At 56.3% G+C, this 25,333-nt stretch carries 18 protein-coding genes; 6 read left to right on the top strand and 12 right to left on the bottom strand.

Annotation, left to right across the window (positions count from 1 at the left end; genetic code table 11):
* Positions 1–51: 51 nt before the first annotated feature.
* The 4 genes from GFH31_RS06065 to rlmH all read left to right on the top strand — a co-directional run bounded on the left by GFH31_RS06065 (position 52) and on the right by rlmH (position 5,370).
* Positions 52–1,905 carry a DUF4954 family protein gene (locus GFH31_RS06065; RefSeq protein ID WP_101572156.1) on the top strand — a complete coding sequence of 618 codons (1,854 nt, stop codon included), beginning with the start codon at positions 52–54 and terminating at the stop codon, positions 1,903–1,905.
* 62 nt (positions 1,906–1,967) lie between these two features.
* Complete coding sequence (gene der / locus GFH31_RS06060; protein ID WP_101572158.1) at positions 1,968–3,272, top strand: ribosome biogenesis GTPase Der; 1,305 nt, start codon at positions 1,968–1,970, stop codon at positions 3,270–3,272.
* 35 nt (positions 3,273–3,307) lie between these two features.
* On the top strand, positions 3,308–4,900 hold the full coding sequence (locus GFH31_RS06055; RefSeq protein ID WP_153498332.1) for a glycoside hydrolase family 2 TIM barrel-domain containing protein: 1,593 nt from the start codon (positions 3,308–3,310) through the stop codon (positions 4,898–4,900).
* Complete coding sequence (gene rlmH, locus GFH31_RS06050) at positions 4,897–5,370, top strand: 23S rRNA (pseudouridine(1915)-N(3))-methyltransferase RlmH (RefSeq protein ID WP_101572160.1); 474 nt, start codon at positions 4,897–4,899, stop codon at positions 5,368–5,370. The genes GFH31_RS06055 and rlmH overlap by 4 nt, the downstream gene beginning before the upstream one ends.
* A gap of 47 nt (positions 5,371–5,417) precedes the next feature.
* Here rlmH and GFH31_RS06045 read toward each other — a convergent pair whose 3' ends face one another.
* From GFH31_RS06045 to GFH31_RS06025, 5 genes are all read right to left on the bottom strand, one after another.
* The gene (locus tag GFH31_RS06045; protein WP_153498331.1) at positions 5,418–6,725 is read right to left on the bottom strand and encodes a retropepsin-like aspartic protease; all 1,308 of its coding nucleotides are present in this window, start codon (positions 6,723–6,725) and stop codon (positions 5,418–5,420) included.
* Between the two features lie 190 nt (positions 6,726–6,915).
* Positions 6,916–8,445, bottom strand: a complete 1,530-nt coding sequence (gltX, locus tag GFH31_RS06040) for a glutamate--tRNA ligase (protein ID WP_118656731.1) — start codon at positions 8,443–8,445, stop codon at positions 6,916–6,918.
* Positions 8,446–8,700: 255 nt separating this feature from the next.
* A complete protein-coding gene (locus GFH31_RS06035; protein WP_101572166.1) occupies positions 8,701–9,249 on the bottom strand; it encodes a GNAT family N-acetyltransferase in 549 nt (182 codons plus the stop codon).
* A gap of 31 nt (positions 9,250–9,280) precedes the next feature.
* Positions 9,281–9,988, bottom strand: a complete 708-nt coding sequence (locus GFH31_RS06030; RefSeq protein ID WP_228385814.1) for a GDSL-type esterase/lipase family protein — start codon at positions 9,986–9,988, stop codon at positions 9,281–9,283.
* A gap of 168 nt (positions 9,989–10,156) precedes the next feature.
* Entirely contained in the window at positions 10,157–11,368 is a 1,212-nt protein-coding gene (locus tag GFH31_RS06025) for a sigma-54-dependent transcriptional regulator (protein WP_101572168.1), read from the bottom strand.
* A gap of 271 nt (positions 11,369–11,639) precedes the next feature.
* Here GFH31_RS06025 and GFH31_RS06020 point away from each other — a divergent pair, with 271 nt between their 5' ends.
* On the top strand, positions 11,640–12,329 hold the full coding sequence (locus tag GFH31_RS06020; RefSeq protein WP_101572170.1) for a DUF4290 domain-containing protein: 690 nt from the start codon (positions 11,640–11,642) through the stop codon (positions 12,327–12,329).
* Positions 12,330–12,335: 6 nt separating this feature from the next.
* Positions 12,336–12,791 (top strand): SsrA-binding protein SmpB, encoded by a 456-nt coding sequence (smpB, locus tag GFH31_RS06015; protein ID WP_055205722.1) that lies wholly within the window; start codon positions 12,336–12,338, stop codon positions 12,789–12,791.
* 103 nt (positions 12,792–12,894) lie between these two features.
* Here smpB and GFH31_RS06010 read toward each other — a convergent pair whose 3' ends face one another.
* The 7 genes from GFH31_RS06010 to GFH31_RS05980 form a co-directional block, all read right to left on the bottom strand.
* Positions 12,895–16,323 carry a DUF1080 domain-containing protein gene (locus GFH31_RS06010; protein ID WP_153498352.1) on the bottom strand — a complete coding sequence of 1,143 codons (3,429 nt, stop codon included), beginning with the start codon at positions 16,321–16,323 and terminating at the stop codon, positions 12,895–12,897.
* Between the two features lie 27 nt (positions 16,324–16,350).
* Positions 16,351–17,604 (bottom strand): Gfo/Idh/MocA family oxidoreductase, encoded by a 1,254-nt coding sequence (locus tag GFH31_RS06005; protein WP_055205723.1) that lies wholly within the window; start codon positions 17,602–17,604, stop codon positions 16,351–16,353.
* Positions 17,605–17,680: 76 nt separating this feature from the next.
* Complete coding sequence (locus GFH31_RS06000; protein ID WP_055205724.1) at positions 17,681–18,397, bottom strand: SIMPL domain-containing protein; 717 nt, start codon at positions 18,395–18,397, stop codon at positions 17,681–17,683.
* A 239-nt stretch (positions 18,398–18,636) separates the two neighbouring features.
* Positions 18,637–19,419, bottom strand: a complete 783-nt coding sequence (gene lpxA / locus GFH31_RS05995) for an acyl-ACP--UDP-N-acetylglucosamine O-acyltransferase (protein WP_153498330.1) — start codon at positions 19,417–19,419, stop codon at positions 18,637–18,639.
* 18 nt (positions 19,420–19,437) lie between these two features.
* The gene (locus tag GFH31_RS05990; protein ID WP_101572174.1) at positions 19,438–20,823 is read right to left on the bottom strand and encodes a TolC family protein; all 1,386 of its coding nucleotides are present in this window, start codon (positions 20,821–20,823) and stop codon (positions 19,438–19,440) included.
* Between the two features lie 5 nt (positions 20,824–20,828).
* Positions 20,829–24,005, bottom strand: coding sequence for an efflux RND transporter permease subunit (locus GFH31_RS05985; RefSeq protein WP_101572176.1), 3,177 nt, complete (start codon positions 24,003–24,005; stop codon positions 20,829–20,831).
* Between the two features lie 38 nt (positions 24,006–24,043).
* Positions 24,044–25,243 (bottom strand): efflux RND transporter periplasmic adaptor subunit, encoded by a 1,200-nt coding sequence (locus GFH31_RS05980; protein WP_081032653.1) that lies wholly within the window; start codon positions 25,241–25,243, stop codon positions 24,044–24,046.
* Positions 25,244–25,333: the final 90 nt, after the last annotated feature.

Raw genomic sequence — 25,333 nt, 5'->3', positions numbered from 1 at the left:
GGTAAATGTCGGGCATTTGTCCGGTTCGAATGATAAAGCATACGAGATTGCATGGAAGGTAAATCCTATCGGAAATTGACGGAGGCCGAAATCTCCGTTTTGTCGGCCCAGGGGTGTACGTCGGAGAGTTGGGAGCTGGTCGAAGTGGCGGACGGGTTTCGGCCCGAATTCGTTCGTACAGTACATTTCAGCGGAAGCGTGCGGCTGGGAGGCAACGGTTCGGAGATCCCGTTGCCCGGCGGCGTGGTGCGCCGTTCCGGGGTTTACCGGGCCGCGTTGCACGACTGTACGGTCGGCGACGACGCGCTGATCTCCAATGTGGGCCGTTACGTCGCCAATTACGATATCGGCGACCGGGCGGTGATCGAGAATGTCGGCGAGATGATTTGCGACGGGGCAACGGCGTTCGGCAACGGCGTGGAAGTGGCGGCCGTCAACGAGGCGGGAGGGCGCGAAGTGCCGATATTCGACGGACTGACGGCGCAGATCGCCTATGTGATCGCGATGTACCGTCACCGTCCGCAGACGGTGCGGCGGATGAATGCGATGATCGCCGGTTATGCCGAACGGCGCGTTTCGCGGCGCGGGACGATCGGCGCGGACAGCCGGATCGTCAATACGCTGTCGCTGTTCAACGTAGCGGTCGGGGAGTCCGCCGTCGTGGACGGCGCGTCGTCCCTACGCAACGGGACGGTCAACAGTACGCCGCAGTCGCCGTCGACGGTGGGCGCTGGCGTGACGGCGTCCGATTTCATCCTGGCGTGTTCGGCGCGGGTCGATACGGGTTCGATGCTGCGTCGTTGTTTCGTCGGCGAAGGGGTTGTGATCGAGAACGGTTTTTCGGCCGAGAATTCGCTGTTTTTCGCCAACAGCCATTGCAATCACGGCGAAGCGTGCGCGGTGTTCGCCGGACCTTATACGGTGTCGCATCACCGCGCGACGCTGCTGATCGCCGGGTATTTTTCGTTTTTCAACGCCGGCAGCGGGGCCAATCAGAGCAACCACATGTATAAGTCCGGGCCGGTGCATCAGGGCGTGCATCTGCGCGGGTGTAAGTTCGGCAGCGACGCCTATGTGCTGCTGCCGGCCAGCACCGGCGTTTTTACGATTGTGACCGGACGACACTACAATCATCACGATACCGAAAAAATGCCGTTTTCGTACCTGCTCGAAGAGGCGGACGACTCGATTCTGTTGCCGGGGGTCAATCTGCGCAGCTACGGTACTGCGCGGGATATCGGGAAATGGCCGTCGCGCGACCGGCGGCGGGGCGTGGCGCACGACATCATCCGTTACGAGCTGATGAATCCCTACACTGCGGGCCGGGTGCTCGACGCGATCGGCGAGTGCCGCGCGCTGATGGAGAGGTATCCGACCGCTGAAGTGGTGACGTGGAATCGGGTGAAGATCAAGATGCATTCGCTGAAGAAGGGACTGATGCTCTATACTCAGGCGTTGCGCGGCTATCTCGGCGAACTGTTTGCCGAAGGGGGCGACGTGCCGCCCGATCCGTCGATGCGGGAATGGATTGATTTGGCGGGGATGATTGCGCCGAAAAGCCGGATCGAAGCGCTGCTCGACCGGGTTGATGCCGGAGCGGTGGCCGATACGGACGCTTTCGTCGGGGAACTGGAAAGTATCGACCGGGATTACGGATCGAACGAGCGGCGGTGGGCGTTGTATGCGCTGGCCGTTTTCCTCGATAAGTCGGAAGACCGGATCACGCCGGACGACATCGCGTCGCTGGTCGAACAGGGCGCCAGGGACCGCGCTGCGCTCGCTGCGGCCATCGCACAGGATGCGGGTCGCGATTTCGCCCCGGCCATGTCGGTCGGCTACGGGATCGACGACGGGGAGCGCCGGGCCGAAGATTTCCGGGCCGTGCGCGGCGAACCGAAAGTATAGTTCCGAAAAAATACCTATCTTTGCCGGTAACGGGCTAAATCCGGAAATTTTTAACGAAGCATATGAGTATAGTAGCGATAGTAGGTCGTCCCAACGTCGGGAAGAGCACCCTTTTCAACCGTTTGGTCGGGATGCGCAAAGCGATCGTCAACGATTCGGCGGGCACCACGCGCGACCGGCATTACGGTACGACCGACTGGTGCGGCCGCGAGTTTTCCGTAATCGACACCGGCGGGTATGCCATGGGGGGAGAGGATATTTTCGAGGCCGAGATCCGCAAGCAGGTGGTGTTGGCGATCGAGGAGGCCGACGTAATCCTGTTTCTCGTGGAGGTGTCTACCGGGATTACCGACCTGGATATGGTGATGGCCGACCTGCTTCGGCGCTCTTCGAAAAAAGTGATCCTCGTGGTCAACAAGATCGACAACAACGACCAGATATACTCCTCGCACGAGTTCTACGCGTTGGGACTCGGCGACCCGTACTGCATTTCGGCGATGAGCGGCAGCGGAACCGGCGAAGTGATGGATGCGGTGATCGCGGCGCTGCCCGAGGATGCCGGGGCGGAGCAGGCGGACGACCTGCCGAAGTTTGCCGTGATCGGGCGTCCGAACGTTGGCAAGTCGTCGCTGACGAATGCCCTGCTCGACACCGAGCGCAACATCGTGACGCCGGTCGCCGGGACGACCCGCGATTCGATCTTGTCGCGCTACAACAAGTTCGGTATGGATTTTTACCTGATCGACACGGCCGGGCTGCGCAAAAAGGCGAAGGTGACCGAAGATCTCGAATTCTACTCGGTGCTGCGTTCGATCCGTTCGATCGAATCGTCCGACGTCTGCATTTTGATGCTCGACGCGACGGCCGGTATCGAGGCGCAGGATCTGAATATTTTCAACCTGGTCGTCCGTAACAAGAAGGGGTGCGTGATCGTGGTCAACAAGTGGGACCTGATCGAGAAGGAGAGCAACACGATGAAGGAGTTCGCCGAAGCGATCCGCCGGCGGATCGCCCCGTTCAGCGACGTGCCGATCGTCTTCACGTCGGTGCCGAACAAACAGCGTATCCTCGACGTGCTGCAAACGGCCATGCGGGTTTACTATTCGCGGATACGCAAGATCCCGACCTCGGCGCTGAACGAATACCTGCTGCCGATTATCGAGGAGACACCGCCGCCGTCTACCAAAGGGAAATATATCCGGATCAAATACGTTACGCAGTTGGCGTCGCCCACGCCGTCGTTTGCGTTTTTCGTCAACCTGCCTCAGTACATTAAAGAGGGGTACCGCCGTTTTCTGGAGAATAAGATCCGCGAACGATGGGACTTCGAGGGAGTGCCGATCCAGATCTTTTTCCGCCAGAAATAAAGCGGGCATTTTCACCAATGATACCGTTCGCATTCATGAAAAAATCAGTTTGCTTATTGGCAGTTTGCTGCGCGGCCTGTTCGCTGGCCGCCCAGGTGCCTGTATGGAACAATCCGTCGGTCGGCGGCGAAGGCAAAGCCGATTCGCGCCCCGAGTTTATCAGCTATCCGACCCGTGAAGCGGGCGATACCGGCGATCCGGCCAATGCGCCGCATTACGTGTCGCTCGCCGGCAAGTGGCGGGCGATTGTTTCGACTACGCGGCAGGGCGGCGAGCCCGGTTTCTACAAACCCGCCTTTACATCGACGGCCTGGCAGGAGGTCGACGTACCCAACACGTCGGTCGTGCAGGGGCTTTCCCCGCTGGAGGCGCTGACGCCGCCGCAACTGCCGGCCGAGATTCCGCTGGTGCAGTACCGGGCGGTAATCGACGTGCCGTACCTGTGGCTCGACCGGGATATGTTCATCCATGTGGAAAGGGTCGGCGGAGCCTATACGGTGTATGTCAACGACCGGCGCATCGGATACAGCGACGACAGCCGTACGCCGACCGAATTTCCGATCTCGGAAGCCGTTACCGACGGGGTGAACACGATCGGGATCGAAGTTTACGGTTATTCGACCGGCAACTGGATGGAGACGCTGCTGCCGCAGTTGCAACCCGGGAGTCTCGGCGGGGTGTACGTCTATTCGCAGCCCAAGCTGCGGATCGAGGATTTCGTGATCCGGACGCAGAGCGATACGACGAAAGTGCACGGCTGGGTCGATTTCGCCGTCGTGATGTCGAACTCGTACCGCAGCGCCGAGAAAATCACGTTCGGCTACGATATTTATTCGCCGACCGGCAAGCTGCTTACCTACAACCTGATCGATACGGAGATTCCCGGCAACAGCACCGATACGCTGGCCTGCCGCGAAGTGCTCGAAAATATCTGGAAAAGCACGGCCTGGTCGCCCGAACGGCCGAGCCTGTACAAGCTGATGCTCTACACCCGGCGGGACGGCCGGATCACCGAATACATTCCGTTGAAATTCGGGTTCAATCACGCGGAACTGCGCGACGGCGAACTGTGGATCAACGATAAGAAGGCCGAACTGTCGGCGGTCGATTACGATGCTGCGGCCGATGCCGCCGCGACCGAACGGCAGTTGAAGATACTGAAAAACCAGCGGGTAAATACGCTTTGCGTCAGCTACCCGCAGCCGCACTGGTTTTACGAATTGTGCGACCGGATCGGATTTTACGTGATCGACCAGGCCAACATCAACGCCGGGTTCAGGAAAGACGACCGGAACGTGGGCGGTTCGGTGGCTAACGATCCCGCTTTCCTGCCGCAGTTCATCGACCGGGTGGCGGGTATGCAGGGACGCAGTAAAAACTACACGTCGGTGATCGCCCTGTCGATGGGCGGAATGTCCGGCAACGGTTATAACATGTACAAGGCTTACCAGTGGCTCAAAGGGGCCGATTCGTTGCATCATGTCACCTACCGCGACGTGCAGGGCGAGTGGAACAGCGATTTTCCGTTCCCGCAAGTGCGGGATGCAAAAACCCTGCTGGATGCCGCACCGGCGCCGGCGGCCCGTTCCAAAACGGCCGTTAAACCCAAAAGCGCCGCTCGCCGATGAACATCGATCTGCTGGTGGTCGGCAAGACGGATTCCGCCGAAATACAGAGCCTTGTCGCGACGTACCTGAAACGGCTGAATTTTTATACCCGGGTGACGCTCGTCACGCTGCCCGACCTGAAAAATACGCGCAACATCTCGGCCGAAAGCCAGAAACGGCAGGAAGGCGAGCTGCTGATGCGGCAGTTCGCCGACGGCGATTACGTGGTGTTGCTGGACGAAAAGGGAGCCGAAATGCGATCGGTCGAGTTTTCGATGTGGTTGCAAAAGCGGATGAACAGCGGCGTCCGTCGGCTTTGTTTCGTGATCGGCGGCCCTTACGGTTTTTCGAAAACGGTCTACGACCGGGCCGACGAAAGCATATCGTTGTCGCGGATGACCTTTTCGCACCAGATCATCCGCGCGATTTTCGCCGAACAGCTTTACCGCGCTTTCACGATCATCCGCAACGAGCCTTATCATCACGAGTAGACGGGGATTCCGGAAGTGTCTGGACGGCGTGCCGGTTTCGACCGGGCTTATTTCTCTGCGGCTACGTACATTTGGCTGAAATTGATCGTCACTTTGCGGAATTGCCGGATAAAATCCATGCCGAGTACGCCGTCTCCGCTTTGTTCCGTAAGGGAAGGGCCGTTTTCGGCTGTTTCCACAATCATGTTGTCGATTCCGATCTCCGAACCGCACGTCCGTAACGAAAATCCGGGCAGGCGGTAAACCGTTGCGGTGTACAGATCCATGCCGCCGACCAGCACGGTGTCCGGCGCGCCTTCTGTCTCTATCCTCTCTTTGTGTTTCCTATAATACGAAGGATACATGCCGCCCGTGGAGTTTCCCGTGTCGAAGAGCATCAGCAGCCGCTCGTCGCCCGACCAGGCTTCGAGGTAAGGGTCTCCTCCGTTCATCAATACGAGGTTCTTTTCCGGCAGAGGGGAGGGCGTGGCCGGGAAAACGGTTTTCTTCTTTTTCGGGTAGATCTGCACCTCTCCGACCGCTATCAGAAGGTCGCGTCCCAGGATCGCGTCTATGTATAGCAGCGTGTCTACTGCGGGATTCGGCGGAAGTACGGCGACCACGGGGTTTTTGTATACGATGTTCCCGACACAAAGGCTGTCGGCGATTGCGAGGCTCCCCAGGCGGGAGCCTATTCCGTCGATTCGGATCGAATCGCAGATCGTTCGCAGTCCGAGTTCGTCGGCCAGGCGTTGCGAAATTGCCGTCGTCCCGGTTCCTGTGTCGAGCGTGAACGGGTAAGTTTTGCCGTTGATTGCGACCGGAACGGACAAGTGGGCTCCTTCAGTACGGCCTTTGACGACGACGGGCCGAATCGCCAGCGGCAGCCGTACGTCGCGTTCGGGACGAACGATCTCCGGCGCCGGGGCGTCGCGCAGCCCGTTCAGGATTCTGGACATTTGCAGGTGCTCGGGGAATCGGGAGATATCCATCGTAGCCGACAGGTAGCGCAAAAAGCTGTCGAGATAGTCCGCCGCCGCCGCGTATTTCTTATTGAGCCGCATCGCTTCGCAGCGGAAAAGCACCATGTTCGGAATATTCGAGAAACTCATGTTTACCAGCAGGGGGCCCATCAGCGTGTCGAGTGCGCCCAGCGCCTGTCGGGGGCGGTTGAAAGAGCAGTCCAGTAAGGACTGCGTCATATACCGCAGACACGGATCCCGGATGCTGTCTTTTATTTCGGGAAATATTTTTTCGAGCGTAAGCCAATCCTGACGGTTGAACAGGTCGGCGACGTTCTCGTCCGGCGGTTGCGCCGAAACGAAAACGGACGAGGAAGCGATCGTCATCGCCAGGAGAAATTTCGGAAATTTCATGGTATTCGGCAGTTATTTACGGCAATTTAATGAATAAAACGGGAATAATCGTCCGGATGCCGAAATAAAAATCGCCGTCCGTTGGGACGGCGATTTTTGGGAAAACGGAATTTTTCGGTCGGATTACGCGGCAGCGCGGCCGATCGTCCGGAGACGGAAACGCGCTGCCGGTACGATCAAAAACGGTCGGTTATCGCAGCGTTTCGAGCGCTTTGTCGATACGGCGCAGGGTCTCTTCCTTGCCGATGATCTCGCAGATGTCGAGGATGCTCGGGCCGGAGCTCGTACCTACGATGGCCAGTCGGAACGAGTTCATCACCTGTCCCATCGGATATTCGTTTTGCGCGATCCATTCGAATACGATTTTTTCGGTGTTCTCTTTCGAGAAGTCGTCGATCCCTGCCAGCAGCGTCCGCAGTGCTGCGATCCGCGTCGGATTTTCGCCTTTCCAGAATTTGGCGGTCGATTTGGGGTCGTATTGCTCCGGCGCGACGAACATGAACGAGGTTAGATTCCAGAAATCGCTGACGAATGTCGCGCGCTGTTTGATCAGCGCGATCACCCGGGCCGTTTTGGCGGCCGGGGCGTCCACCCCTTTCGCCTTCAGGATCGGGGCGTACAGCGCGGCCAGTTCCGCATCGGATTTGGCGTGCAGGTACTGGGCGTTGAACCAGTGCGCTTTTTCCGGGTTGAACCGGGCGCCGCTCTTGCTGACGCGTTCGAGCGAGAAGGCGCCGATCAGTTCGTCCATCGAGAAGATCTCCTGGTCGGTTCCCGGATTCCAGCCCAGCAGTGCCAGCATGTTGACGAATGCTTCCGGAAAATACCCGTCTTCGCGGTAGCCGTGCGAGGTCTCGCCTTCGGGCGACGTCCATTGCAGCGGGAATACCGGGAATCCCATCTTGTCGCCGTCGCGCTTGCTCAGCTTGCCGCCGCCGGTAGGTTTCAGCAGCAGCGGCAGGTGGGCGAATTCGGGCTGCGTGTCGCTCCAGCCGAGCGCGCGGTACAGCAAGTAGTGCAACGGCAGCGACGGCAGCCACTCTTCGCCGCGAATCACATGCGAAATCTCCATCAGGTGATCGTCGACGATGTTGGCCAGGTGGTAGGTCGGCAGCGCATCGGCCGATTTGTAGAGCACCTTGTCGTCCAGCGTCGAAGTGTGTACCGTCACGTCGCCGCGAATCAGGTCGTGCATCCGCACCTCCTCGTTTTCGGGCATTTTGAAACGGATCACCCACTGGTCGCCCGCGGCGATGCGGCGTTTGACCTCTTCGTCCGACAGGGCCAGCGACGTGGCCAGCCGGGTGCGCACTTCGTAATTGTACGCGAACGTTTTGCCGGCTGCTTCGGCTTCCGCGCGGATCGCGTTCAGTTCGTCGGGCGTGTCGAAAGCGTAATAAGCGTCGCCCGATCCGACCAGTTGCAAGGCGTATTTCAGGTAGATCTCTTTGCGCTCGCTCTGGCGGTACGGGGCGTGAGGGCCTCCCTCGTTGATGCCTTCGTCGATCGTGATGCCGCACCATTTGAGCGACTCCATGATATAGCTCTCCGCTCCCGGTACGAATCGGTGCGAATCGGTGTCTTCGATGCGAAGGATAAAGTCGCCGCCGTGCTGGCGCGCGAAAAGGTAGTTGTACAGCGCCGTGCGGACGCCTCCCATATGCAGGGGGCCGGTAGGACTCGGCGCAAAACGGACTCTGACTTTTTTATTGCAAGACATATTTTTAGAAATTGTTTTTGCGGGATGACGATGTGGACGGCACATGCTGCGGTCTGTCGCGACGCGTGTCGCCGGCCGATTCCGGTTCGGCGTGGTTTACACGGTTTTACTCCGGATCGACCGCCTGCAAAGATAGGAAATCTATTCGAAAGAGTTTTGGATCGGGAGGGTTTTATTTGCTATGTCGTTGCAGGGAGGCCGGTTCGCCGGGGGGCGTTTCCGGGAAACGTACTTTTATCCCGGATGGCATAACTTTTATTTTTGTAAACTCTGAAAGTTTATTTTATACAACACATGTTTTCGTAGCGGATGCCGGGTATCGAGCAGCGGATGGTCGAATATTCCGATCCGTTGCATACCTGTCTTCTGCATGACTCGCTCCGACCGGCGGTTCTGGAGGGTCGTGAAAGCGTATATTTCCCGGAGACCGAGTCGTTTGTCCGCATATTCCAGGCAGGCGGCGGCCGCTTCGGTCGCATATCCGTTGCCCCATGCTTCGCGGATCAGCCTCCAGGCGATCTCGATTCCCGGAGTGAAGTCCGCTTCGAACGGAATCCGGTGGAGGCCGGTAAAGCCAAGGAACTTTCCGTCCGTTTTCCGTTCGACGGCATATGCTCCGTAACCGAAATCGGCGAGTTCGTTCCGGATGCGGAGGAAAAAAGCGGAAGATTCCTCGGCGGTCAGCGGTTTTACGAAATATTCCATGACTTTCGGGTCGGCGTTCATTTCGGTGAACGGGAGCAGATCGCTGTCCTGCCAGTCGCGCAGGATCAGCCGGGGCGTTTCGAGGTATCGGGTTGTCATCGGGCGATGGACTTGCGGCCGGTTATCGGTCTCAGCTATGCTTTTTCGCGCCGCCGGTACGGACGGCGACTTTTTTTGCCGGTTTTTTGTCGATAACGGGCAGAACGATCGCTTCCATGATTTTGTAGCACTCCGGATTGGGGTGTACGCCGTCGCCGCTGTATTTCTCCGGCAGGCCGTTCCGTCCGTCCTTCAGGGCGGAGTGGTAGTCTACATAAGAGATGCCGTTTTCCCGGGCGTACCGCTCGATCATTCCGTTCAACTCGATGATCCGGTCGGCCGCCGGAACTTCCTGTCGCCAGCCGAACCGGTAAGCGGGCAGTACGGAACAGAGGATCGGCCGGATTTTGTGGAGCTTGGCCAGTTCGCACATCGAGGCGATGTTGCCCAAGATATTTTCCAATGCGATGTAACCGTTGTTCTGGGCCAGGTCGTTCGTGCCCGCCATGATGACGACGGCTTCGGGCGACAGTCCGATGACGTCCTGCCGGAAGCGCACCAGCATTTCGGCGGAAGTCTGTCCGCTGATGCCGCGGCCGACGAAACGGTGTTCGGCGAAAAATACGGAATCCATCAGCGCCCAGTTGTCGGTAATCGAATTGCCCATGAAGACGGCTTTGACCGGATAGTCGATCCGCCGGTTCGCCGCTTCGTATTTTGCGAATTGCGCCCAGTCTCGTTGGGCGGAGACTCCCGACAGGCATAGGCTTGTCAGAAGGCAAAGGAAGATTTTTTTCACGGATGAAAAGGTTTTATTTTCGAATAAAGGTAATGGTTTTATCGGTTCCGTACAAAAAAAGCGGCGGCGCCTTTTTATTATTACATGGCGCCGCCGCTTTCGATTCGGTTTCGGAATTTATTTCTTTTTTTAAACGATATAAATAATTTTTTGTAAGAAATAAATCGGTTAAAGGACTCCCTGTGCGTAGGTCTTTACGTCTTCGAGCGTTATGTTGTTGTCGCACAGGATGATCAGTCGCTCGATCACGTTTCGGAGCTCCCGGATATTTCCGCTCCATTCCATCTGGGACAGTGCGGCGAGCGCATCTTTCTCGATGACTTTGGGTTTCTGGCCGTATTCGGCGCATATTTTCTCGACGAAGTGATGGGCCAGCGAAGGAATGTCCTCGCGGCGTTCGCGCAACGGCGGAACCGGAATGATGATCACGCTCAGCCGGTGGTAGAGGTCTTCCCGGAAATTGCCCATTTCGATTTCGTGCAACAGGTTTTTGTTGGTGGCCGCGACGACCCGCACGTTGACGGTGATGTCCTTGTCGCTTCCGACCCGGCTGATCCGGTTTTCCTGCAGGGCCCGCAATACTTTGGCCTGCGCCGAAAGGCTCATGTCGCCGATTTCGTCGAGGAAAAGCGTTCCTCCGTCGGCCTGTTCGAATTTGCCTTTGTGCTGTTTGTTGGCCGACGTGAACGACCCCTTCTCGTGCCCGAAAAGTTCGCTTTCGATCAACTCCGACGGAATGGCGGCGCAGTTGACTTCGATGAACGGTTGTCCGGCCCGCAGGCTCTGTTCGTGCAGCCGGTGGGCGACCAGCTCCTTGCCGGTTCCGTTGGCTCCGCTGATCAGTACCCGCGCATCGGACGGAGCTACTTTTTCGATCAGCCGTTTGACGGAAACCATTGCGCGCGAGGAACCGATCAGTTCCGTGGCGCCGCGGTTCGCACGCAATGCCGGAGCTGCTGACGATTTCCGGGCTACGGTCTCCGTAGAAGCCGCCGCGACGGTTGTGGCATGATTTTGGTTTTTAGGTTCGGTAGCCGATCGGATCGATTCGAGTAATTTATTCAGATTGATCGGTTTGAGTATGTAATCGTATGCTCCGTGACGCATCGAATTGACGACGGGTTCCGTCCCTTTTTGCGACGACAGCATGATAAAAGGCAGGCTTTTTCCGTTTGCCCGCAGGCTGTCGAGCAGGTCGAACGCTCCCGTGTCGGGAACATTGATGTCGCAAAGTACGATGTCATAGGTTGATTTTTCGGTTTTGTCGGCCGCCTCGCTGCCCGTTTCGGCGGTTTCGACGCGGAAGCCTTCATATTCGAGCCGTTCTTTCAACGTGTTGCGAATGCTCCGCTCGCTGTCTACTACCAATACGTTTGTCATAACTTTTTTATAAAATATTAAATACTAGGATGGGAGTGTTACTATATTTTCTGCTGCGTGGTTTTGGTTTTCTGGGAAAAACCATGTAGCTTTGTCCGAAAGTTAGTAAATACTCCCGTTTAAAAAAAACACGGCATTCCGGATCGACCGAAGCAGGATTCTGAGAATATCGACCGTAAAACACCATTTTTTCAGACTTTTTCTTAGATTTTTCGTTTTACAGCGTAGATCCTTGCGGGAACGGCTCGTCGTGGAGACCACAAAATTCTTTATGGATAAAAATTATAATTTCGAAAGGAAGAAACTCATGCTGCCCGAGTATGGTAGGCATGTGCATCAAATGGTTGATTATCTGATGTCTATACATGACCGAGATCTGCGTAACCAGCAGGCGCACGCGGTGATCGAGGTGATGGGAAACCTGAATCCGACTCTGCGCGATACGGCTGATTTCAAACATAAGTTGTGGGATCACCTGTTCATCATGTCCGATTTTAAGCTGGATGTCGATTCGCCCTATCCGATCCCGTCGGCTAAGATATTGAACCCCAGGCCGGATCATATGGCTTACCCGGGCGGGAAGATTGCCCGCAAGCACTACGGCAAAAATATAGAACGGACGCTCGCCGCTCTGAAAGCGATCGACGACGAGGAGGCGAAGACTTTGATAGTAAATAATATAGCGAAGTATATGCGGGCTAAGTCGTTCGAATACAACCAGGAACACCCGAGCAATGAGATCATCATGAAAGATATACGCTCGATGTCCGATAATGGGGTAACGATCGATGAAGTTGCATTAAATAATCTCCGAAACGACTATAAACAGCCCCGAATGAACAATCGTTCACGCAAGAATTTTCAGACGGGAAATCATTCCGCTGGGAAAACGAACGGTCATGCGGGCAACAATAAACAGGGAGGCAAACGCCGTACCGGAAAATCGCAATACGGAAAATAACCGGCCATGAACGACGGGAAAAACATATCCATTAAAAATAAGCGGGCGACTTACGATTACGAGATGCTCGACACCTATGTTGCGGGTATCGTTTTGTCGGGTACGGAGATCAAGTCGCTGCGGCTGGGAAAAGCTTCGCTGACCGACTGCTATTGTTATTTCAACGACCATGAATTGTTCGTCCGGGGGATGAACATTTCGGAATACCATTGGGGCAGCTACAACAATCACATGCCCAAACGCGACCGCAAATTGTTGCTGCAACGCCGAGAACTGGCCAAGTTGGAGCGCGCGTTGCAGGACAAGGGGCTGACGATCGTAGGATTGAAGCTTTTTATCAACGACAAGGGGCTGGCAAAATTGCAGATCGGCTTGGGACGCGGTCGTAAGAGCTACGACAAGCGGGAGTACATCAAGGAGAAAGACGCTCGTCGGGAGTTGGAGCGCGTATTCCGGAAGTAATTCGTAAACGGATAGAAAAAACAGCGGTTCGCTTGAGATAGCGAACCGCTGTTTTTTATTCGTTCAGCGTAAATAGATCGGAGCCATTCCGCTGAACGTTTTTTTACAACTCCTTGACCCGGATGTTTTTGAATTTGACCAGGGAGCCGTGACCGAGGAATCCGATATGGCCCTTTTCGTTTTTCAGGCCCGGGTGATCCTTGTGGTCGATCGTTCCGTTCTTGCTGGCTTCGGCGATGTTGCCTTCGAGGATCACTTCGCCGTTCAGCGTAACGCGGATGTCGTTGCCCTTGATTCGGATCTCTTCGCTGTTCCATTCGCCGACCGGTTTCAGGAAACCGCGTTTGGCCGGAATAACGCCGTACACCGAACCGTGATACTGGTATTTCTCGAGCTGGCTGTAAATCGGGGATTCGTTGTCGAGCACCTGAATCTCCATGCCGACATAAGCGGCATCGCCTTCGAGCGGGGCCCGGATTCCGATCCCGTTGTTCGCGCCTTCGGTCAGCATGAAGTCGAAGCGGAAGACGAAGTCTTTGTACTCGTCGACCGTATATAGGTTGCCGCCGCCGCCGTTGCCCGGATAGAGCACGATCGCTCCGTCTTCGGAGACATAATCGCGCGTATTACCCGTCCAACCGTGCATGTTCGTGCCGTCGTACAGCAGTTTGAAACCTTCGGCTTTCTCTTCGGCGGACAGTTCGGTCGGTTTCACCTGCGGCAGTTCGTTGATGTAGAGGTTGCGGAAAGCGGTTTTGGTGCCGTGCGCCTGCAGTTCGATCTGTTCGATCGGGAAGATCGCCTGGCTGCGGTCCCAGAAGTTTTCGAGGATCACGTTGTCGACTACCTTCTCGCCGTTCAGCAGTACGGTGACGCGGTCGCCTACCATCTTGATGTAGAATGTATTCCAAGTTCCCAACTTATTGTCGGCCACTTTGGACGGCTTGCTCGGATTGACCTGGTTGTTGTAGAGTCCGCCGGAACCGACTTCGGCGCCCACGTTACGGCGCGCCGTATCCCAGATCTGCACCTGCGGCGTACCGCGCAGGTAAATGCCCGCATCGGCCTCGCTACCTTCGGCATAGAGTTTCCAATCGACGTACATTTCGAAATCGCCGTATTGTTTTTCGGTGCAGATGTTGTCGAATCCGTGTCCGACGTATTCCATCAGTCCGTTGTTCACTACCCAGTCCTTGCGCATCGTTTCGTCTGCGGCGGCCTGTTTCTTGGCCAGTTCCGCCGGTTTCATCTTGGCGCGGGCGATCGGGTTTTCGACAAGCCCTTTCCACCCGGTCAGGTCTTTGCCGTTGAACATCGAGACGAAACCGCCCGTCGCCGGCAGCGAAGCCAGGTGTTTTTGCACCTCTTCGCGCTGGTAATTGCTGTCCTTGTCTTTGTTCAGTTCCACAGCCTTTTTCAGTAGTTCGGTAACGGCCGGGCCGTAGAATTCTTTGTGGGCCAGAGCCGTCCGGATTACGGCCATCACAGCGGCCTGAGAAACGTCCGCGTCGGCGTTGCCGAGGTATTTTCCGGCAAGCATCATCCCCTGGAACGTCTTGTTGTTTTCGAGTCCCTGAAGCGCTTTGGTTTCGATCTTACGCGCATCGGCGGCGGATAGGGCTTTGTTCGATCCGGCTATATCCAGCACGTCGGACAGCAGCAGCGTCTTGTTTTCGGGCGTTTTGTCCGATGCGGCGATCCGCTGTACGTACACGTCGAGCGCTTTGGCCGCATAGGCGGCATCGTCGGCGGCCGCGATTTCGGCCAGTTTGTCGGCAGCGGCCATTCCCTTGATATTCAGTAGCGCATAGAACGCGTTGTCCTTGTCGACGGCCGAACCGCTGTCGAAGCCTTTCGAGATAGTTTCCATTGCGTCCGGCAGCCCTGCTTTCGCCAGAACGGCGTAGTACAGCGATTTCTTGGCTCCGCTTTTGGCGATGCGGTCGCCGATCGCTCCGGCCTGTTCGTCGGGAGTCAGTTCGCGCAACGCTGCGACGATGGCGTTCTGAATCGCTTCGGTATTTTGGTCGTTGACCGACTGCTGTTTTTCGAGCATCGTGTACAGGGCGGGGAGGTCTTTGGCCGATGCTACGGCGGGCAGCGCCGCATAAGCGGCCTGTGCGACGGCGGCATTGGCATTCCGGGTCGCATCGAAAACGACGCCGGACTGATCCTGCGCGCGGCGGGCGGCGAGTACCGTGATTCCGCGGACGTCTCCTTTCTTTTGAACGATCTCGGCCGCTACCGGATTGACGTTCCCTTTATAGGCGAGTAGGCATTGGGCAGCCGTATTGGCTCGGGCCTGGTCGTGCTCGCTGTCGGTCGCCGTCAGGATCACTTCGCTCAGAGCGGCGGGAACTTCCGATCCGCCGATCTGCGTCGCTGCCCACATAGCGGCTTCGCTAAGTTCCGCATCCGCATCTTTCAGATAGGGCAGGATAGCCGGCAACGCCGTTTTCGCTCCCTGGTTGCCGAGGTAGTTGACAATGTCGGTTTTGGCTTCGTTGTCTTTCAGTTTGCCGAGCGTAGCGCCCAGTTCGGTGTAGAACGCGTCGTCCGCATACGGAGCGGCGAATCGCAACACGTTGTTGCGGTAAGCCCGTGCGGGATCTTTCATCGCTTTCATCGCATAGGCGACCGGACTCTTCTGTAGCGACAGCAGGATTCCGGTGGCTGCGATACGGGCGTGTTCCGATCCGGCGGCTGCCGCTTTTTTCAACAGTTTACCGGCTTCCGCAGCGGCCAGTTTGTCCTGTCCGTCTGCTTTCAGCTTTTCGATCAGGCAGATATAAGCGTCCGTCGCGTCCGTCGCGTCGCCGTCGTAGTTAGCGTTTGCGGCTGCGGCGCTCAGCACGGGAAGCGATGCGGCCGTACCGATTTTCGACAGGGCGTAATAAATCGACTTGTCGGCGCTTTTATCGTTGCCTACCCAGGCGATCAGAGCCGTTTCGACGCCTTCGTTGTCGATGCCCGCGTCGCCTGCGGCCTGAGCCAGCGCGTTTTTATCGCCTGTCCCGGCAACGATCGCCTGGGCGATCGCCGTTTCGGCTTCCGGCGTTCCGTTCGAAACGAGCGCAGTCAGCGCGGGGCCGCCCAGCCGTTGATCGCCGATCAGACCGGCCAGGACGTCGACGCTCTCTTTTTTGCCGCATTGTTGCAGCAGGCGGATGTAGAACGCCTTGATTTCGGCATTGTTGCTTTTTTTCAGTCCGCGGATAATCCCGTCGACGAACTCTTTGCGCGCCTGTTCACGGTCGGGGCCCGAAACGAAGGCCGACCAGCCGGACAGCGCGTAGCTGACCGGAACGTTGTTCGTATCGTCGAACATGGATACCAGCATGTCCACGCCCTCTGCTCCGGTCGAAACCAGATCGCTCATCAACCGGTCGTATTCGGCTTCGTTCGGGGCCGGCATCAGACCCAGCGCATCCGATACTTTGGTTTTCCACGTGCGGTTCGGATTGGTCTGTGCAGACAGGTTGCTGCCGGCCAACGCGAACAACGCAAAAAGAACTAAAACTATCTTTTTCATCATAATTATCGTTAATCGGGTTAGACGTTAAATGGCCCAGGGGGCGCGCATCGGTTGGTCGATCAGCCGGTTGGCCGCATCGTCATCGACGAACAGCAGCTTTTCGGGATCGAATTTCAGCGAACGTCCCAGACGCAGCGCCACGCCGCCCATATTGACGATAGTCGCCGAGCGGAACCCGTTCTGTTCGTTCAGGGCGAATTTCTGACGGTTCTTGACGCAATGCAGGAAATCGGTCTGCTGCGGCATCGGGTCGGGAAATTCGGCCAGTTTGCGTTCCCAGTCCGGAATGTCGCACTGGAAATTGGGGTATACTTTTCCGTTCGGGCCCTCGATGTAAGGATCGCTCGGACTGCCGTTGTCTTCGCCGTACAGGATGATTTTGCAGCCGTCGTCGTAAGTATATTCGATTTTACGCCACGTACCCACCGCGTCGGGATGCTGCTGCGGCGCGTCGATCTCGACCGAGATCGGGCTGGTTTCGTCCTTACCGAGCAGGTATTGCACCGGGTCGATGTAGTGCTGTCCCATATCGCCCAGTCCGCCGGCGTCGTAGTCCCAGTATCCGCGGAAGGTTTCGTGTACGCGGTGCGCGTTGTAGGGTTTATAAGGAGCCGGGCCGAGCCACATGTCGTAGTCGAGTTCGGCGGGGACTTTCTGTTCTTCGAGTTTTTCGTTGCCGACCCAGAAAAATTTCCAGTTGAAGCCGGTATGCTTGCTGATCGTCACTTTCAACGGCCATCCGAGCATACCGCTGTCAACCAGTTTTTTGATCTTGTCGACGGTCGTGTTCATGCCGTAGAACGTGTCGGTGAAGCGGAACCATGTGTTGAGGCGGAAAATATTGCCGTGCTGTTTGACCGCTTCCATCACCCGTTTGCCTTCGCCGATCGTCCGCGTCATCGGTTTCTCGCACCAGATGTCCTTGCCGGCGCGGGCGGCGTCGACCGACATGATCCCGTGCCAGTGCGGCGGGGTGGCGATGTGTACGATATCGACGTTCGGATCTTCGATCAGTTTCCTGTAGTCGGAATAGGTGGCCAGTTTATCGCTGGCCAGTTGCTCGCCGGCCGCCAGATGATTTTTGTCCACGTCGCAAATGGCTACCAGGCGGGTGCCGGCATAGCCGTAATGACCGCGTCCCATCCCGCCGACGCCGATGATGCCCTTGGTGAGCTGATCGCTCGGAGCCGTGTATCGCGTTCCGCCGAGTACGTGACGGGGAACGATGGTCAGGGCGGCCATTCCTGCGAACGTTTTCAGGAAATCCCTTCTTTTCATAAGTTTGGTATTTTTTGAAGATTAAGTTAAGTATTGCGTAAACGATGCGGAGGGATTTTTCCTCCGCATCCCGTTATTAGTCTTTCAGGTAATAATCGACGGACGTTACGACGCGCACCGTCTTTATATAGGGCGTATTGGCGTCCCGGTCGGAGATCGAGAACTGTCCCTGGTTGGCAAATTTGATCTTTCCCAGTTTGCTTTTCGAATCGTGCGCGAATTTTTCGCCGGCGATGCGGGCGTTCTCGGTCGCTTCTTCGATCATTTTCGGTTTGATCTCGTTCAACGCAGTGGAAGTGTACAGGAACTGCGTTGTGAAACGGTAATCCCCGCCGGTGATGGCTACGCCCTGTTTCAGTAGGTCGCTCTGGCGCGACATCAGTTTGACCACCAGATCCACCTTATCGGTCGTAACGGTCAACACGCTGGTTACGTTGTAACGGTATTTGACGCTTTGCGGGCCGTAGCGTTCGGCGTCCATGTCGATGATTTCCGCCGGGGCGATCGTAATTTCGTCGTCCGTGATGCCGTTCGACTTCAGGAAATCGACGATTTTCGCATTGCTCGTTTCGAGCGTATTGTAAAGTGTCATCAGATTGTCTCCGACTTCTTTGTAGGCCAGCGGCCAGATCACCCGGTCGGCTTTTACCTCTTTTTCCGAAAGTCCTTTGACGGAAACGACGCGTTCGCTGTCCTTGAAATGTACGATGCCGCTCCGCAGCATCCATCCCGCTACGATCAGGCCGATCGCCAGCAGGGCGCATTCGACCAGGTAACTTTTTGTCTTTTCCATAATAGCAGCTTTTAATATTGTTGTTTATTCAGGATGCAAATCCTTTTTTGTTGCGGATTTTCAGTTAAACGGGAAGCCTAATACGACAGTTTAAAATTAATAAAAAGATTTCAAAAAACAGCAAGGCTTTCCGGGATAAAGTTCCGACTCCTGTGTAGTCGGTTGTTTATCAGTATGTAATGATGCAATATAAAAAAGGCCCCTCGAAAGGGGCCTTTTTTATGAATGACGGAGGAAGCCTACAACTGGGCGATTCCAATGATTCCTTTATCCGATTTCTCGATGAAGTCGATGATGTACTGTATCTCGGGACTCATCGGGATGGTCTCCTTGATTTGGATCAGCGCGTTTTCGAGGCTGGTTCCGGATTGGTAGATCTGGCGGTAAGCCTTTGCGATGTCGTCGATGATATTCTCCTGAATTTCGCCGACTTTAGACAACAGTACGGCGTTCACTCCGTAATAAACGATCGGGTTGTGCGCGGCTACGATGAAGGGCGGTACGTCCTTGTTGGCCCGGCATCCGTCCCGGAGCAGCGTCCAACTGCCGATGTGGCAGCCGTGCTTGAGGATAACGCCGCTGCCGAGGATCGCCTTGTCGTCGATGACGCATTCGCCGGCGGTCTTGGCTCCGTTCCCGAGAATGCATTTGTTGCCGATCTTCGTATCGTGCGCTACGTGAACGCCTTCGAGCAGGAAGTTCCCGTCGCCGATCGAAGTGACGCCGTCCGGATAGGTAGCCCGGTTGACGATCGCTTTTTCACGGATCGTGTTGTCGTTGCCGATCACCAGAATGGTTTCGTCTCCCCTGAACTTGAAGTCCTGCGGGGCGGCGCCCAGAATGGCGCTTTGGTAAACGGTGTTGCCGGTTCCCATCCGGGTGCCGTCCAGTACGCTGGCGTAAGGCATGATCGTACAGTTGTCGCCGATTTCGACATTCTTATCGATGTATGCGAACGGGTAGACGGTCACGTTCTTCCCGATTTTCGCACTGGGGTCTACATGAGCTAATGGACTGATCATATCGCTGTGTTTTTATCGTTATTCGTTGCGTCCTCCGCCCAATGCGTTGTACAGGTTGACGATGGCCTGTATGCGATCGAACTGGTCGGATACGTTCGACAGCTGAGCGCTGAGGAGCGATTGCTGCGCCGTAAGCACTTCCAGGTAGGTGGAAGTTCCTAAAGTTAATAATTCCTGCGTATATTCGACCGATTTTTCCAGGGAATTGATCTGTTTTTTCCGCTGAACGATTTTGTCTTCGGCCGACTGGTACTGGCACAGCGCGTTGCTGACCTCGCTGCCGGCATTCAGGATTGCCTGCTGGAAACTCAGCAGCGCTTCCTGCTGCTGGGCCTTTGCGATCCGCAGCCGGGCCGTATTGGCGCCTTTGTTGAAGAGAGGCTGCGTCAGCGAGCCGAGGGCCGATGCGATCATTTTGCCCGGGTTCGCCACCATGCTACCCAGTTGGTTCGTCCATCCGAAGTTTCCCGAGATCGACAGCGACGGGTAGAAAGCCGACCGGGCGGCGTTCGTGTTGTAGAACGTGCCGGCGAACGCCATCTCGGCCGCCTTGACGTCCGGACGGTTCGACAACAATTGTACCGGAACGCCGGCGTTCATCATCGCGGGGAACGATTGCGATTTCAGGCTGCCCCGTTCGATCTGCTGCGGAGCCTCTTTGAGGATCAGCGACAGCGCGTTCTCGATCTCGCGGATCTGCTGTTTGAGTTCCGGGATCGACGCTTCGATCATGTAGCTGTTCGCTTCGCTCTGCACGATGGCCGCTTCGTTCACCATGCCGGCCTCTTTCATCGCCCGCATCGTCTCGACGGTCTTCTTCCACAGTACCGAAGTATTTTCGGTGATGGCGAGCTGTTCGTCGAGCATCAGCAGCGTGTAGTAGTAGTTCGCTACGGCGGCGATCACCTGGGTTTGGACGGCTTGCTTGTAGGCTTGGCTCTGCAGGACGGCGGCTTTCGCTCCCCGTTTGGCGTTCAGCAGTTTGCCGAAAATGTCGATTTCCCAGCTGGCGGCGATCGGGGCGCTCCATGTCCACGTCCGCCTGTGATTTTCATACCAGCTCAGGCCGCCCTGGGGGGCCAGGTTCAGCGAAGGCGTGTAGGCCAGGCGCGCCGACATCAGGCCCGCTTCGGCCTCCTGAACTTTCAGGATGGCCGTCTGCAGGTCGGTGTTCTGTTCCAGCCCCAATTGGATCAGGGACTGGAGCTGCGGATCGGTGAATACTTCGCGCCACGGCAGGTCGCCCATGTTGGTCGTATCCGAAACCAGCGTGTCGGTTGCCGAGACGGGATCGCGGTACAACCCTTTCGTGTCCATTTCGGGCCGGCTGTAAGGCTTGTATATGTTGCAGCCGCTTACCAGCGCTGCAAGGCATACGATATATATGAACTGTTGTTTTTTCATCTCCGTTATTTCGTGTATTGTTCGATTTCTGCTTCGATTTCGGTGTTGTCGGTATCGTCCCAGTGCAGCGGCTTGAACCGTTCCTGCAGATGCTGGAAGGCGACGAACAGCGCCGGTACGACGAAGATCTGGCAGATCATACCGATCAACATACCGCCGATGGCGCCGGTTCCCAGCGTACTGTTGCCGTTGGCTCCTACGCCGCTGGCGAACATCAGCGGCAACAGGCCGATCACCATGGCCAGCGAGGTCATCAGGATCGGGCGCAAACGGGCCGACGCTCCGAGTACGGCTGCCGAGACGATGCTCATACCGGATTGGCGTCGTTCGAGGGCGAACTCGGTAATCAGGATGGCGTTCTTGGCCAACAGACCGATCAGCATGATCAGGGCGATCTGCATGTAGATGTTGTTCTCGACGCCCATGAATTGCGCGAAGATGAAGCTACCCATCAGACCGGCCGGGATCGAAAGGATTACGACCAGCGGAAGGATGTAACTTTCGTACTGGGCGCTCAGCAGCAGGTAGACGAAGACCAGACACAGGATAAAGATAATGGCCGTGGTGCTTCCGCTGCTCTGCTGTTCCTCGCGCGTCATACCGGAATACTCGAATCCGTAACCGGAAGGCAGCGTTTCGTTGGCGACTTCCTGGATGGCCTGAATAGCCTGTCCCGAACTGTATCCGGGTTTCGGGTTTCCGTTCACTTTGATCGAGGTAAACATGTTGAAACGCGAGATGTTGTCCGGGCCGTACACCCGTTTGAGCGTAATGAACTGGGTGATCGGCGCCATTTCGTTGCCGTTGCGCACCTTGATGCTGTTCAGCGTTTCCGGATTGACGCGCAGTTCGGCGTCGGACTGGATCATTACGCGGTACAGGCGGCCGAAACGGTTGAAGTTCGACGCGTAGATACTACCGTAATAGCCTTGCAGGGCGGCGAGCAGCGTTTGCGGACTCAGGCCGGCCTGTTTACATTTGGCTACGTCGATATCGACCATATACTGCGGGTAGAACGGGTTGAACGCGCTGTAGGCCATTGCGATCTCCGGACGTTGGTTCAGCTTGCCGATGAACTGCTGCGAGATGTTGAAGAACGTGTTGATGTCGCCGCCCGTTTTGTCCTGCAGGTTCACTTCGAAACCGTTCGAGGCGCTGTAACCCGAGATCATCGGCGGAGCGAAGATAAATACCTGGGCGTCTTTGATCAGGTTGCGCGTCTGCATGGTCAGCATACCCATGATCGCATCGACGTTCTGTTCCTTGGTACGTTCTTCCCACGGCTTGAGTTTACAGATAAACGTACCGTAGGCGCTACCCTGTCCGGCCATGAAACTGTATCCGGCGATTTCGGTACGGCTTTTCAGACCCGGGGTGGCTGCGAGCAGACTGTCTATCCGAGCCATGGCGGCTTGTGTCTTTTCCAGCGAAGTTGCCGGCGGCATACTCACGGCGACGAAGAAAGTACCGGTATCTTCGTTCGGCACCATACCCGTCGGAGTGATTTTCATCAGGCCGAGCAGAACGACCACCGAAGCGATGACCAGGCCGAAAGCGAGCCATTTCCGTTTGATGAACAGGTTGACGCCTTTTTTGTACTTGGTCAGCGTGACGTCGTAAGCGACGTTGAAGGCTTTATGGAACCGTTTGATCGGGCTCAGTTTTTTCTGTCCCTCTTCCTCTTTCTGGTGCGGTTTCAGGAACATGGCGCACAGCGCAGGACTCAGCGTCAGCGCGTTGATGGCGGACAGGCCGATGGCGATGGCCATCGTCAGACCGAACTGGCGGTAGAACGTACCCGACGTACCGGTGATGAAGCTTACCGGAATGAACACGGCCATCATCACGAGGGTGATCGACACGATAGCTCCCGAAATTTCGCTCATCGCGTCGATAGACGCTTTCAACGGCGATTTATAACCCTGATCCAGTTTGGCATGTACCGCCTCGACGACCACGATGGCATCATCGACCACGATGGCGATCGCCAGCACGAGGGCGCAAAGCGTCAACAGGTTCACGCTGAATCCGATCAGGTACAGGACGAAGAACGTACCGATCAAAGCTACCGGGATCGCGATCGCCGGGATCAGCGTCGAGCGGAAGTCCTGCAGGAAGATGAACACCACGAGGAACACCAGAATAAATGCTTCGATCAGCGTTTTGAGCACTTCATTGATGGAGGCGAACAGGAAATCGTTCGTATCCATCATGATTTCGTAGTCCACTCCCGGAGGGAAATCCTTGGCGGACTGCTCGAGGATTTTTTTAACGTCGTTGATAATCTGCGTAGCGTTCGAGCCTGCGGTCTGGTAAATGATGAACGAGGTACCCGGATGGGCATTCGAACGGGTCGAGAATGCATACGAAAGTCCGCCCAGTTCGACACGGGCGATTTCGCCGAGTCTCAGCACCTTGCCGTCCGGGGTCGCCCGGATTACGATATCTTCGAACTCTTCGGGCGTAGCCAGGCGTCCCTTGTACCGCATGATATATTGGAAAGACTGGTCGCCGCTTTCGCCGAACTGTCCGGGCGCGGCCTCGATGTTCTGTTCGGCGAGTGCGCTGATAACGTCCGTCGGCATCAGCATGTACTGCGCCATCACATCCGGTTTCAGCCAGATACGCATTGAATAATCGGCGCCCATCATCATCACGTCGCCCACGCCGGGTACGCGCTGAATCTGGGGAACCAGGTTGATCTGAGCATAGTTTTTCAGAAAGTTCTGGTCGTATTCGTCGTTCGGACTGAAAACCGTGCCGACCAGCAGCATACTGGTCTGCCGCTTGCTGGTGATCACGCCGACCTGCGTAACTTCGGACGGCAGCAGACCCTGGGCTTTGGCGACGCGGTTCTGCACGTTCACCGCGGCCATGTCGGGGTCGGTTCCCTGTTTGAAATATACGTCGATGCTCGCATCGCCGGTATTAGTAGCGGTGGAGGTCATGTACATCATGTTCTCCACGCCGTTGATCTGCTCCTCGAGCGGTGCGATCACACTGTTCAGTACGGTTTGGGCGTTGGCGCCGGTGTACGACGTGCTGACGTGCACGGTCGGCGGCGCGATATCCGGATATTGAGTTACCGGCAGCGAAACCAATCCCAGCACACCCAATATCACGATAAGAATCGAGATCACCGTGGATAGTACCGGGCGTTTTATAAATCTGTCTAATTTCATAATTCTGCTTTTTTATGCGAAATTCATTCCCCGGGCGTTTATTTTGCTGCACCTTTGGCTGCTGCGGCAGCGGCTGCCTGTTGAGTCGCCTGTTGCATTTTGGCGGCTGCCTCTTCCGGGGTGATCGGTTTGATCGGCATACCGTTCTTGATAAAGCCTACGCCCTCTACGACGATCCGGTCGCCGGGGTTCAGACCTCCGGTTACGACATACTGCTGGCCGTTATTGATCGGCAATACCTGAATCATCGTCTGGTTTACCGTCGAACTGTCCGTTACGACGAATGCGAAGATCTTATCCTGGGCTTCGACCGTTGCGCTCTGCGGAATCACGATCGTCGAATCGAGTTTTTCCGGAATCAGGATGTTGCCCGATCCGCCGCTGCGCAATACCTGGTTCGGATTTTTGAATGTGGCGCGTACGCGGGCTCCGCCGGCGGTCTGGTCGATCACGCCGCTCAGCGTTTCGACGGTGCCCTTTTCCGGGTAGATCGAGCCGTCGACGAGCTGCAGTTGCACTTCCGGCATCTTCTTCAGCGATCCGTCGGTCGTCATCTTCAGCAGTTCTTTTTCGTTCAGCGAGAAGTAGACGTACATTTCCGAATTGTCCGCTACGGTGGTCAGCGGGGTGGCCATGCTCGGACTTACGAGACTTCCGACACGGTACGGAATTTCGCCGACCACTCCGTTTGACGGGCTGGTCACCTGCGTATAAGAGAGGTTATTCTTCGCGTTGGTCAATTGCGCTTCGGCTTGTGCGAGGGCCGCTTTCTGCGATGCGAGGGTATTTTCGGCCATTTGCAGGTCGTACTCGCTGATGATATTTTTGCGGGCCAGTTCGCGTTTGTTGTCGGCGGTCAACTGGGCCGTCGCTACGGCTGCCTTGGCTACGTTTACGTTTGCTTCGGCCACTTTGACGGCCTCCTCGAATTGTACCGGGTCGATGATGAACAGCGTTTGGCCTTTTTTAACGGTCGCGCCTTCGTCTACGCACAGTTTGGTGATGAATCCGCTGACGTTCGGGCGGATTTCGATATCCTGGCGTCCGCGGATAGCGGCTGCCGGGTAGGTATTGTTCAGTTCGATCGAAGTCGGCTCGAGCGTTATGGTGGCGTATTCCGGTACGCCGCCCATCATTCCGGCCTGCTGTTTCGTGCCGCACGAAAAGAAAGTCGCGCCCAATGCGGTTAATAAGAAAAACCGTTGAGACTGAATAAGCATTGATTTTCGAATTTTCATATTCTTTAACTATTTGTTTGTTATTTTTCGAATGTCGTAGTGTGCGGGGGAACCGCATTCCCCATTGTCGTGCGCCTGCATGAGGTGCGA

The sequence above is a fragment of the Alistipes sp. dk3624 genome (genome assembly GCF_009557455.1).
Taxonomy (GTDB): Bacteria; Bacteroidota; Bacteroidia; order Bacteroidales; family Rikenellaceae; genus Alistipes_A; species Alistipes_A hominis.
The sequence above is the reverse complement of the archived record's forward strand: the minus strand, read 5'-3'. Positions and strand labels throughout refer to the sequence as shown.